We start from the raw sequence: 11,881 nt of genomic DNA, 5'->3' as shown, positions 1-11,881 counted from the left end.
AGGGCATGATCGGTACCAGCATCATCAGGCCGGCGGTGTTGACGAACTGCCCCGCCCACAGCAGCACCAGATTCCAACGACCGCCGTCCGAAGCATGATGCCCTGGTCTTCCCTGCGGTTTGGCCTGGAGTGTGCGGGTCATGAGGTGACCGCCGCTTCCGGCTCCTGCCACGGGTCTGGGAGATTCGCGACCCACTCGTCGTTGTAGACCAGGTCGAGGTAACGCTCACCCCGGTCCGGCAGGACCGTGACGATGCGCGCTGGCTCATCCAGCCTCGAGATCAGATGTTCGATGCCCGCGATGGCCGCACCGGCGGAGCCCCCAGCGAAGATCTTCTCCGTGCTCAACAGACGTCGGCATCCCGCTGCCGATTCCGCGTCGGCAACATGCAGAACGCGGTCGATTTCCTCCTCGTTGAGGATCTCGGGCACCCGGCTGGCGCCGAATCCCGGGATCTGGCGGGGCGCAGCTGGCGCTCCGAAGATGACGGAACCGATGGCGTCCACGGCGACGACCTTGAGCCTGGGGTGTTCCGTGCGGAGGCGACGCGCGATCCCCTGAATGGAACCCGTGGTGGACACCGCCGCCACGAGGTAGTCCACCGGCTCTTCCACGGCCCGGAGGATTTCCTCACCTGCTGTCTCGTGGTAGGCGCGCCAGTTGAGCTCGTTGGCGTACTGGTTGATCTGCACCGCATTCGGGGTCGTCTCGACCAGTTCGCGGGCGCGGCGGACTCGGGTGTGCAGGTAACCGCCCGCTTCGTCGGGCTCGGTCACCATCTCGACATCGGCACCGAAGAGTTCCAAGAGTCGCAGGTTCGTCGGCGACGTCTTCGGGTCCACCACGGCGGTGAAGGAAAGGCCATGCAGGTCGGCCACCATCGCCAGGGCGATGCCCAGGTTCCCGGACGTGCTCTCCACCAACCGCATGCCGGGCCGAAGGGTTCCATCCCGAAGCCCTTGCTCGACGATGAACCGTGCCGGACGGTCCTTCATGCTGCCGCCGGGATTGAGCATCTCAAGCTTGGCGAGCACTTCCACGTCGGGTTCGGGAAAGCATCGGTTGAGCCGGACCATCGGGGTCGAGCCAACGCAGTCGATCACGGAATCGTGGATCACGCGAACCTCCTGATTTTGGGCGCACGCCGACGACAAGACCGGGTGCGAGAAGATGAGATAAGGACGAACTCGTGCGCGTGAAAACGGCGCGCTCGTGTACCGATATCCCAGGTTCGGGATGGCGGTTGCGCGCTGGACTGGCGTGCTCATCGCGGGCTTCGGCAGTGCCGCTGAAAGCGGGCAACTGCACTAGGTTCGAAATTCGGGTTGGATTACCCCGACGTTCACCTGAACGAGCACTGCCTGATGTGAATCAGGTTCGCGAGATGCTCGCGAGTGACAGAAAAGCCCTGCTGGACGGTATCCAACTCGGCCTTGACGGCCACTTTCGGAGGGATGAGCTCCATGCGAAAAGGCGAGTGGAGCTTCCGCTTGCGAAAGTGGCAGCGGCTAGAGCTAGGAGAAGAAACGCCAGGTCAAGAAGCTTCTCGGAGGGTGATCGGCCGGATGCGAGGCTGAGGTAGTGCGGGCTTGCGTCGCAGTAGGGGCCTTCGTGGCCCTGCTCATCGTGATCCGTTGACAGGGTGTCATCGACAAACGTCGGTGCTGCCGTATGAACGGCTCCTGCGGTGTGGTGCGTGTCGTCATGGGCAGCAGCAAAAGCTGATGTCAGCATTTCGCTCGCGTGACCGGGAAGGCAATGTGCTGGCAGCAGGACAAATGGGACAACGAGGAAGCACAGTAGCAGGGAAAGCGCAAGAAGCTTCCCCCAACTGTGTGGCCCTGCGGTTGGCTTCCTCACGGCCACCACACTAGAAGTGAGTTCGGAAGCTCGCTAACTGGCACGTCATCTCTCGCACGATGGTTTCCTGCATGAGGCGAAGGCATTTCAGTTTCGAAGTCGCTCGGTAAGCCGCAACCAAGTTCAAGTGCTAATCCGGGAGGAGCGGAGTCGCATACTACCGACGATAGTCGATCATCGTGCGTAGCTGTCGTCCGGGTAGGGGTTCGGGCTCATGGTGTGTTGGGGTCGCGTGCAACTACAGGAATCGTCGCAGGTCGAAGGGCTGGGCGTTGACCTCGACCAGCTTCGGCGTCTGGTTGGGGACGGGCAGCGCGCCGGAAAGCACCGCGGTGGTGTCGGCCATGTACGGGCAGCGACACGACGCTGCGGTAGTTCGGGCTCTACGTGGTCGTGTTTGAGCTCGCTTCGAGGGCTCCAGTCGGTGGCGTCGGCGCGGCTGAGCGTTCCTGCCGTGAGGTCAGCTCGATGACGCCGACGGTCTCTTCGCTGGGGCCTGCGTCGCCGGCGGGCTGTTCCTGCCCGCTGCGCGTCCGTCGGGTGCCCGGCCTGCAAAGGCGTCGTTTTGCTGCCACGAATCTCCGCCTCGATCGTGGTTTGGGTGCTGATCTCGCCTTTGATCAGAATTGGATCGTTTATGTCGCTGGCGGCTCTTCTCCGGCGAGCAGGCTCGCTTACCGTCAGCAGGCGTTCGCGGTGGGGCCGGCTGCGTCGGCTCGCGCAGGGCTGACCGCGGCCCGCTTGCGAAGGCTTCTTGCTCGCCGGGTCCGGATGGTTGTTCTGGAAGCAGTTGTCGAACGTTGCGATCGGGGCGCGATTGCTGGCGCACCCTGGAAGCGCTTCCTTCCTCCTCGCGCCCGGCGTCCTCGTCTGCTTTCGCAATCCGCTAGACCCGAGGGGGGTATAGCAGTCACGTGCTGACCGGGGCGGAGGTGCCTGGTTCGCAGGCCCCTGGACCTGCGCTTATCGGGTTGGGAGCAATCATCCGTGTCCGAGTTGTCGATCCAAGCGAGATCACGCTCAGTGGCCTTGATTGCATAGTGCCAGGTAGAGGGGCGTCCACTATCGACCTTCTGGGCCTTCCGTGGTATCCAGCTGGTTCGCTCCGACGTGGTCGTCCGCTTCGCTCGTTTCGGTGAAGCGTTGACCACATACCGTACGGGGGCATACAGTCCATTCACTCGCGAGAGCCAGAATGAAAGATCCGACCGGCCAACGGATACACGTTGTTGACCGCCGGGTCACGTGCAACGGGGCCTCAGGTCCGATGATCGATAGTTGATGGACGCGGGGCCATCGCTATGCACACGAGTCCCGCAACCTGGCCGTTGTTCCTTCGTGCGAGGAAGAGGCGAGCGGTATGAACAGAACTCGCTCTGGTAGATATCGCAGATTATTATCCTTATCGCTGTTGGCGCCGTTGATGGCCATCCTGGCCGCATGTTCTGGCGGGGGTGGTTCGGCAGCTGGTGACGTGCTTTCGCAGGTGCGGCAGAGCGGTACGCTCCGGGTGGCCCTTACTCAAGCGAACCCGCCGTGGAACTTCGTCGACAGTGGCGGGAAACCGGTGGGCTACGACGTCGACGTCGCGCGCGAACTCGCGAAGCGGTTGGGCGTCGGCAACGTTGAGTTCGTTGCTTCCAACTTCCAGAGCTTCATCGAAGGCGTGAGAGCCAACCGGTTCGACATCGTGATTTCTGGGCAGACGATCACCGCGGAGCGCGCGCAGCAGGTGGACTTCTCCCGTCCGTATCAGGTCAATGGCGTCTCGGTGTTCGTAGGCCCGAACAACAACGAGGTTCGTGGTGCCAGCGATCTCGCTGACAAGACGATCGCGGTGTCCGCCGGCACTTCGCAGGAGTCCTACGTCCGCGAGAAGGTCCCGGGGGCTCAGCCCAAGACCTACCAGAACGCCACGCTCGGCTTGACCGATCTGGCTCGCGGCAATGCGGATGCGATGCTCGTCTCCCGCTTCCAGGGCGCATACTTGGCCAGCAACAACAAACTTCCCGTCAAACCAGTGGGGGAGCTGTTGGACCGCGAGGTCAACGGCATGTCGTTCCGCAAGAACGCTGGAGGGTTCAAGCCCGCGGTCGATCAGGCCATCAACGACATGATCAACGACGGCACGCTCGCGGCGATATCGAAGAAGTGGCTGGGCGGGCTCGACATGGCGGCTGAGCTCAAGCAGATCCCGGCGCAGCCTCCTAACTGACCGCGATCTGCTCAGCTGAAAGGAGGAGATCGTGGACTTGATCTCCAACTCCATTCCGCTTCTGTTGCAAGGCTTGGGAATTACTCTCTTTCTCGGTGTGGCGTCCTTTGTGCTCGGCAGCATCTTGGGAGCGCTGATCGCGCTTGCCCGGCTGTCGCGATTCAGGTTGCTGCGCGCGGTGGCTATCGCGTACGTCTCCGTGTTCCGGGGGACGCCACTGCTCATCCAGATCATGATTCTCTACTTCGGACTTCCGCAGATCGGCGTGCAGATATCGCCGATCCCCTCGTCCATCCTGGCCCTGACCCTGTTCGCGGCGGCTTATCTGAGTGAAAACTTCCGCGGCGGGATCCTGGGAGTGGACAAGGGGCAATGGGAGGCTGCCTCGTCGATGGGACTGCCGTACTGGCGGACCTTCCGGCGGGTGGTGGCGCCGCAGGCGGCACGCATCGCCACCCCCGCGGTGGGAGGGCGGTTCATCGCGCTGATGAAGGACACTTCGCTTGCGTCAGTGGTCACCGTCGTGGAGCTCACACGGGTTGCCGAGAGCGTCGGAAGCTCCACGTTCCGTTACATGGAGGCGTTCTTTCTCGCCGGCGCGGTCTACTGGCTGATCAACAATGTGCTCTCCGTGGGCCAGGGAGCTCTGGAACGACGGCTGGGAAGGGCATACTGATCATGAATGAGTCGCCAATCCGAGTACATGAGTTACGCAAGTGTTTTGGCGAGTTGGAAGTCCTCAAGGGCATCGACATGTCGGTCTCCCGTGGCGAGGTCGTGGTGCTCATGGGCCCATCCGGCTCGGGTAAGACCACGCTGCTGAGGTGTATGAACCTCCTAGAGGAACCGGACAGCGGTCGGGTGGAGATCTGCGGATGTTCCGTCGAATGCGGAGCCAAGGCGGCGCAGAAACGTCAGCGGAATCGGCTGGTGATGCAGGCCAGGCGCCACACGGCCATGGTCTTCCAGCACTTCAACTTGTTCCCGCACATGTCAGCGCTGGCCAATGTGATCGAGGGTGCTCGCTACGTGCGCGGCCTGTCGAAAGCACAAGCTGTTGAGCTCGGTGAGAAGCTGTTGGATCGTGTCGGGCTCGCTGACAAACGCGACGCCTATCCTTCGCGTCTGTCGGGCGGGCAGAAGCAGCGCGTCGCCATCGCTCGCTCACTCGCCATGGAGCCTGAGGTCGTGTTGTTCGACGAGCCCACCTCGGCGCTGGATCCCGAACTGCGCTCGGAGGTCCTGGAGGTGATGCGTGAGCTCGCTGATGACGGCCTCACGATGGTGGTCGTGACGCATGAGACGCAGTTCGCCCGCGGCCTGGCGGATCGCGTGGTGCTGATGGAAGGCGGTGTCATGCTGGAAGAGGCCGAGCCGAGCGTGTTCTTCACAAATCCCAGCAACCCCAGGACCCGATCGTTCCTTCGGCTACTCGAACATTCCGAGCCTTGGACAGAACCTCTGCCCAAGCCCCGGTCAGCTGAACAGGAGCACGTATGACCAGCGAGTCCTTCGACGTGACACGTGCGCGGCGGGACACGCCGGGCTGCACCAACGTCATCCACCTGAACAACGCCGGAGCATCCTTGATGCCTTCCCCGGTGCTGGATGCGACGGTGGAATATCTGCACCAAGAGGCGAACATCGGTGGCTACGAGGCTGCTGCGGCATCGGCACGCGCGATCGATGGCGTCTACACCTCTGCGGCCTCCTTGTTGGGTTGCGCGACAGACGAGATCGCCGTCGTGGACAGCGCAACGAGGGCTTGGGACATGGCCTTCTACTCGATCCCGTTCCAGCGCGGCGATCGAATCCTGACCAGTACCGCGGAATACGCGAGCAACTTCATCAGCTACCTCCAACTCGCGCAGCGGTTCGATCTCACCGTTGATGTCGTGCCCAACGATGAAACCGGGCAGCTTTCCGTTGAAGCGCTGGAGAACATGATGGACGACCGGGTGCGGCTGATCTCTCTGACCCACGTGCCGACGAACTGCGGCCTGGTCAACCCCGCAGTCGAAGTGGGTCGGGTCGCCCGTGAGGCTGGTGTGCTCTACCTGCTCGACGCCTGCCAATCCGCAGGTCAGATCCCGCTCGATGTTGACGTGATCGGTTGCGACATGCTCTCGATCACTGGCCGCAAGTACCTGCGTGGCCCGAGGGGAACCGGCTTGCTCTACGTCCGGCGGAAGGTTCTCGAAGAACTGACGCCGCCCATGCTGGACTTGCGCGCCGCAACCTGGACATCGTCGGACACCTACGAACTGGCCCCGGGCGCTCGTCGATTCGAGACCTGGGAGTGCAACTACGCAGCGAAGGTCGGTCTGGGAGCGGCGATCGACTATGCGCTGGAGTGGGGCCTGGCCGCCATCCAATCCCGGGTCAACGCGCTGGCGAACGAACTCAGAGCACGGCTGTCGGGCTTCGCCGGGGTTGAGATTCGTGATCACGGCGCAGACCGGTGCGGGATCGTGGCCTTCACCGCCGATGGGGTTGCGCCGATGGAGGTGAAGGAAAGCCTCAGCAACGACGGGATCAACGTCAGTGTCTCGCGCGCGCCCTCGACACGGCTCGACATGGAGACTCGCGGGCTCGACGCGGTGGTGCGGGCGTCGGTGCACTACTACAACACGACTCAAGAACTCGACGAGTTCGAGCGCGTGCTGGCGAAGCTCCTCTCGAACCAATGAGCTATCGGCGCCACCTCGTTGGCGTTTCGTCGATCGCGCACTGCCACACCGCCACCCTACTAGGTGTAATAGTAGGGTGGCGGTAGGCAGAGCTGTTGGGTGACAGGAGCGTCCTGAATCCGGCTAACTCGGATGTAGCTCTGCCGGGAAGGACCGGTCGTGGGCAAGAAACCGCGAAAGAGGACGGCCAGCGTTCGTTCGTCTGGCCCGAGTCAGCAGCCGCACCAGGCGAGTGGGATCCCGCCAGCGCTGGCAGGTCGCGCCGTGCAGGGGTCGACACCGGTCACGAGGGCATCAGCGGAGACGACGGTGCGGTCCGAGGTCACACCCGAGCGTGAGGCGAGAGAGCAGTCGCAAGTGACGCATGGTGCGGCTGAACCGGCGCAGTCGGGCGCCGGCGGCTGCGCTTCGGCGATTGCCGAGGTCGAACCGCAGGCTGTGGCCGTGACCTACTGGGTCGACCCGGTGCCCTCGCCCAAGCCCTACACGCTGACGATTCGGTTCGCCGGCACCCGCATCGGGATCAAGGGCTCACGACAGCCGCGTGATCGTTTCGAGAAGATCGAGCAGTTCCACGGGATCGCCGCGGCTCGAGGGCCGGTCGCGGTCACGACGAGGGTGTCCGGACTCAACGCAGGTCAATGGCGAGTGACCGCGACCCCCATCAAGCAGGACGGGGCAGACGATCCATACGCGCCCGACGTCAAGCTCCTCTCGCACCGCACCGTGACGGCACGAACACGCTACGCACCATTGGTGCAAGGCCCCGGCGTACGACTCCCGAGCTGGCCCACCCTGGTTGGCGTCGGCGCGATTGTCGCCATCGCGCTACAGACGCTGCTGTTGGCCCGTGAGAACGTCAGCGTTCTGAGCGCCGTCGCGCTCTCGCTGTTCGCATGCGTCGTCGGTGTCGCCGGCGCCAAGGGCTGGTGGCTCGGCCTGCACCGGAAGCACCCACGCCACTTCATGACGGCCGGGGCCTGCATTCAAGGTTTCTTGGTCGGGGCCTTCGCCGTCGTGCTGCTCGGTGCAGCGATCTTTCAGCTCCCGGTCGGAACCTTGTTGGACGCGACCGCGCCAGGGGTCTTCCTCGGGATGGCGATCGGCCGTCCAGGCTGCTTCCTCACCGGCTGCTGCGCCGGTCGTCCGACCAGTTCGAAGTGGGGACTGTGGTCTTCTGATCGGCGTATTGCGATTCGACGCTTCCCCGTCCAGCTCGTAGAGGCTGCGATGGCCCTGCTGATCGGGCTCGTGGCCTTGTACGTGGTGCTGCAGGGCCATCCCACTGTCCGTGGCGCGGTGTTCGTCGGAGCGATCGCGATCTACACCTTCGGCAGGCAGCTGCTGTTCCCGCTCCGCAGTGAGTCGCGGACCAAGAAAGGGCGCGTAGTGACCATGGCGGCCTGTGCGATGGTTTTCGTTGCGGATGTGGCTGTGCTCGCGATTGCTTGATGTTGGGCGGGGACAGTTGAGGGAGCGCGCGTCAGGAGGGAGGGCGTAGCCCCGCCAAGGTGATTTGGACGAGGCGGTGGACCGCTGCGGACGAGGGTAGGTCACCGGCGGCGGTGAGGGCGTGCAGGCGGTAGCGGATCAGTTTCTTCGGGCGCGATGTCGCTGCGGATCTGCCTGGCCCGGGCCACCTCGCTGATCAAGTCACGGACCATGGCGTGAAGGTGCCGTTGCTCGTGGACAGCATGGTCATCTCCGGAGTATGCGTGTCGCCCCCGGCGTGACACTCTGTCCGGAGGGAGACAGTTTGTATCGATCAGATTGGGGTGTCGCGACGGTCCGGGCGGTGTCGAACGCCGAGCAGTCGGCCACGGATCTGCACTGCACTTCGGGCGTCGTTTCGACCGCGGGTTCCGGCCCGGGGGCCGGTACACGCGCTCGGGTCGTCGGCATCAGGATCTGACCATTTGCTAGGCGCACGGCCTTGAGTACCTGCGCCGCAGATCAGGAAAGGAATGCCATGCTCATCGCAGAAGCCCGTGTCCCGACTGACCGCGCGAGCCGCTATCTCGTTCAGTTGTGCCGGCACATCGACCACATGCGCCGGATGCGGCATCAGCCGCCTACCCATCACGGCGGTGGTCTGATGCCCCCCGGCGTGGACCACGTGGACTACTCCGACACCTATGGGAGCGTTCGCTTTGCGGAGGGCCGCTGCACCCTGGAGGCCGCCGAGGGCATCCTGACGCTTCGCGTTCAAGCAGCCGATGAGGCCATCCTGCGGCGACTCCAGGACGGCATCGGCGCCCGCTTGGAGAAGATCGGCCGGCGCAACCAGCTGGTGGTGACCTGGCAACGACTGCCGACGTCCACAACCCCGTCCGGAGAGGAAGCCCCCGGCGCGGCATCTGCACCTGACTCGACAGCCGGAAAGAACCGATGGTGCGGCCGACTCGGCACGCTCGCCCTGGTGGTAGGTGGTGCGTTGGTCATCGCCGTGCACCTGGGGCTCTTCGGACCCGCAGTCTCTGCCGCGGCGTGGGCGGGCTGGACCAGCAACGCCATCGTGGCGATCATCCTGATCAAGGCTGTTTTTGTGGCTGGCCACCTCGTTCTGGGTCGCTTCGCCTTTCGTCAGGGCAAAGCCGTCCACACCCGCTGGAAACTGAGGCGGTCAACCTCCGAAGCAGCCGCGATCTCGTCCGCGGCCGGGAGCGTGCGGAGCGATGAGCGTCCATGACTGTCCTAGGTGTGCCCGGGGCCCGTCTCTACTACGAGGTCCACGGCGATGGCAGGACCATGCTCATGATTCCCGGGGCCAACGGCGTGACTGAGGGTTTCCGCAGGGCGGCCGAGCATTTGGCGGCGCATTACACCGTCGTCCTCTACGACAGGCGTGGCTTTTCCCGAAGCCAGCTCGACGGTCCGCAGGACTACTCCCGCCGTCTGCAGACCGACGCCGACGACGCGCGGCGCCTGATCGAGCACGTCGGTGACGTACCCGCGGTCGTGTTCGGAGCCAGCTCCGGAGGGGTCGTCGCCCTGGACCTACTGACCCGCCACCCCGAGGTGGTGCACACGCTAGTTCCCTTCGAGCCGGCGGCCGTGCTGCAACTGCCCGACGGGCAGCAGTGGGTGGCCTTCTTCCACGAGGTCTACGACCTCTACCGCGAAGCAGGCATCGAGCCGGCCATGAGAAGGTTCCGTCAGCACGCCTTCCCGGACGCGGACCGGCAGGTCATGGCCCGTGCCCCGAAGAACGAAGCCAACGCGAGCTACTGGTTCGAGCACGAACTGCGTCAATACCCCAAAGTCGACCTCGACCTGGACACGCTCGCCTCACGCGCCGAGCGGATCATGCTGGCGGCCGGACGGGAAGCGCGTGGTTACCCGTCCCGTGAAGTCAACGTCGTACTGGGGAGCAAGCTGGGTCTCGACGTCATCGAACTACCCGGCGGTCACGTCGGTTACTTGGCCTACCCCGCTGAGTTCGCACACGAGCTCCTGGATGCTCTTACGCAGGGCGCGTGCGGGCCGAAGAACCACTGAGCGGTGCGCGCGATCGGCCGAGCTCCGAGCACGTCGGGCCGCCCCGTCGTCGCTGCATGAATCGGGGCCAGGCTCTAATCTCGGAAAACAACTGCTCGGGTTTCAGATGGGGAGGGAAACCATGAGCGTCAAGATGTTGATCGCGGTCGTGGGGACGACGGTGGTGCTGCTCGCGGGCGCGTGCACCGGCAGTGGGGGCGGACCCGAGGGGCCGTCCCGGCCGGAACGAGCTCCGGCCGCGGTTGCCCAGCCTCCGCGAGCCCTGCCCCCCATCACCTGCACGCACACCGCGACCGATCCGGAGCAGGCCAGCGCTCTGCTCGCTCAGGCCGCGCCCGGTCAGACTCTGTGCTTCGCGGGCGATCGATTCCACGGCGCCGATTTGAAGGCGACGGCGTCGGGCACTCCGCAGCAACCGATCGTGCTGGTCGGTCGGGATACCACCGTCGGCGCGGTCTCGGTGGAGGCCGACCACGTGATCGTTGACGGCTTCACCACCGTCGACGGCGACGGCCTGACGCTCGACGGGACGGGCCTCACCGCCCGGGGAAACGAAGTGCTGCGTGCGCGCGACGACGGCATCAGCTGCCAGTGCACCCACACGGACATCACGGACAACGTCGTGCGCGAGACGGACGGCACCGGGATCAGGATCGAGGGCGACCGGATCTCCGTGCTGACCAATGACGTGAGCCGTTCGGTCATGCGCGAGTCGAACGATGCCGACGGGATCCGGTTCTTCGGCACCGGACATCGGATCAGCGCCAACAAGGTTCACGACATCTCCGACGACGGTTACCCCGATCCGCCGCACACCGACTGTTTCCAGACCTACGACAACGGCAGTCCGCCCACGAGCGATGTGGAGATCTCCGCGAACACCTGCCACAACGTCGATCAGCAATGCCTGATCGCCACGGCTGAGGAGTCCGGGCAGGACGGCGCTGTCGGCCGCTCCCGCTCGCTGCGGTTCGTCGGCAACACCTGTGCCGTCGGGGGGGCGCAGGCCGTTCTCGTCCGATGGTTCCCCGAGATCACGGTGCGGGACAACGAGATCTCGGGCCCGGTCCTGGCCCGCGGGGTGTACCTCGCGGACGGTTCGACTTCCGCGACGGTCGTCGACAACCGATTCCGCGGTGACTACCGGATGGTCGAGGTGGACGAGAGTTCTCGGCCAGGCCTGCGCGACGAGGGAAACCACCGTTTCTGATGCGGACAACCCTGCCGGCGACAAAGCCCGGCCAGGACCGGGTCGGTGATCGCGCGACATGTGACACTCCTAGCAGAAGTAGTGGTACAGCACGGCCCCGGCTCGCGCCGTGACCTCCTCCGGGACGGAGTCCTCGGTGAGCAGCAGCGTGATCGCGTTCAGGGTCGACCCGACCTCGATCTCCGCGGGCGAGGCCTCCCCTCGGGAGCGCAGCGCCGCGACCCGCGACTCGTGCGTGGAGTACTTGCGTTTGAACCGCTGCAGACCGGGCTGGTCGAGTCCGCTGATTCCCCCAGTCGACCATCCGCAGCCCCTGCTGCGCCGCCCAACGGATACCGGCCCAGTGCGCCAACATCCGGAACTTGACAACAGCCACTATGAAGAATAGTAGAGTGTCGCGACGTGTT

10 protein-coding genes are annotated in these 11,881 nt (G+C 64.5%); 8 read left to right on the top strand and 2 right to left on the bottom strand.

From position 1 onward, the window contains the following. Nucleotides 1–138 precede the first annotated feature (138 nt). Nucleotides 139–1,269, bottom strand: coding sequence for a 2,3-diaminopropionate biosynthesis protein SbnA (sbnA, locus tag ACYVF3_RS02640; RefSeq protein WP_461152638.1), 1,131 nt, complete (start codon nucleotides 1,267–1,269; stop codon nucleotides 139–141). Nucleotides 1,270–3,272: 2,003 nt separating this feature from the next. On the opposite strand from sbnA, the gene ACYVF3_RS02635 reads away from it, so the two are divergent. The 8 genes from ACYVF3_RS02635 (at nucleotide 3,273) to ACYVF3_RS02600 (ending at nucleotide 11,474) form a co-directional block, all read left to right on the top strand. Next, nucleotides 3,273–4,076 (top strand): transporter substrate-binding domain-containing protein, encoded by an 804-nt coding sequence (locus tag ACYVF3_RS02635; RefSeq protein ID WP_406690632.1) that lies wholly within the window; start codon nucleotides 3,273–3,275, stop codon nucleotides 4,074–4,076. A 31-nt stretch (nucleotides 4,077–4,107) separates the two neighbouring features. Continuing rightward, nucleotides 4,108–4,752 (top strand): amino acid ABC transporter permease, encoded by a 645-nt coding sequence (locus ACYVF3_RS02630; RefSeq protein WP_406690633.1) that lies wholly within the window; start codon nucleotides 4,108–4,110, stop codon nucleotides 4,750–4,752. A gap of 2 nt (nucleotides 4,753–4,754) precedes the next feature. Further along, nucleotides 4,755–5,576 carry an amino acid ABC transporter ATP-binding protein gene (locus tag ACYVF3_RS02625; protein ID WP_406690634.1) on the top strand — a complete coding sequence of 274 codons (822 nt, stop codon included), beginning with the start codon at nucleotides 4,755–4,757 and terminating at the stop codon, nucleotides 5,574–5,576. Next, nucleotides 5,573–6,766 (top strand): aminotransferase class V-fold PLP-dependent enzyme, encoded by a 1,194-nt coding sequence (locus tag ACYVF3_RS02620; protein ID WP_406690635.1) that lies wholly within the window; start codon nucleotides 5,573–5,575, stop codon nucleotides 6,764–6,766. Before ACYVF3_RS02625 ends, ACYVF3_RS02620 begins: the two co-directional genes overlap by 4 nt. Nucleotides 6,767–7,075: 309 nt before the next feature. Then, nucleotides 7,076–8,218: a prolipoprotein diacylglyceryl transferase gene (locus ACYVF3_RS02615; RefSeq protein WP_406690636.1), complete on the top strand. Its 1,143-nt coding sequence runs from the start codon at nucleotides 7,076–7,078 to the stop codon at nucleotides 8,216–8,218. Between the two features lie 517 nt (nucleotides 8,219–8,735). After that, nucleotides 8,736–9,455 carry a DUF2218 domain-containing protein gene (locus ACYVF3_RS02610; RefSeq protein WP_406690637.1) on the top strand — a complete coding sequence of 240 codons (720 nt, stop codon included), beginning with the start codon at nucleotides 8,736–8,738 and terminating at the stop codon, nucleotides 9,453–9,455. Between the two features lie 65 nt (nucleotides 9,456–9,520). After that, nucleotides 9,521–10,264: an alpha/beta hydrolase gene (locus ACYVF3_RS02605; RefSeq protein WP_461152637.1), complete on the top strand. Its 744-nt coding sequence runs from the start codon at nucleotides 9,521–9,523 to the stop codon at nucleotides 10,262–10,264. Between the two features lie 121 nt (nucleotides 10,265–10,385). Next, nucleotides 10,386–11,474 (top strand): right-handed parallel beta-helix repeat-containing protein, encoded by a 1,089-nt coding sequence (locus ACYVF3_RS02600; RefSeq protein ID WP_461152636.1) that lies wholly within the window; start codon nucleotides 10,386–10,388, stop codon nucleotides 11,472–11,474. A 69-nt stretch (nucleotides 11,475–11,543) separates the two neighbouring features. Here the strand turns inward: ACYVF3_RS02600 and ACYVF3_RS02595 are convergent, their stop codons facing one another. Beyond that, the gene (locus ACYVF3_RS02595) at nucleotides 11,544–11,843 is read right to left on the bottom strand and encodes a hypothetical protein (protein ID WP_406690640.1); all 300 of its coding nucleotides are present in this window, start codon (nucleotides 11,841–11,843) and stop codon (nucleotides 11,544–11,546) included. Nucleotides 11,844–11,881: the final 38 nt, after the last annotated feature.

This window comes from Saccharopolyspora tripterygii, assembly GCF_054778355.1.
The sequence above is the reverse complement of the archived record's forward strand: the minus strand, read 5'-3'. Positions and strand labels throughout refer to the sequence as shown.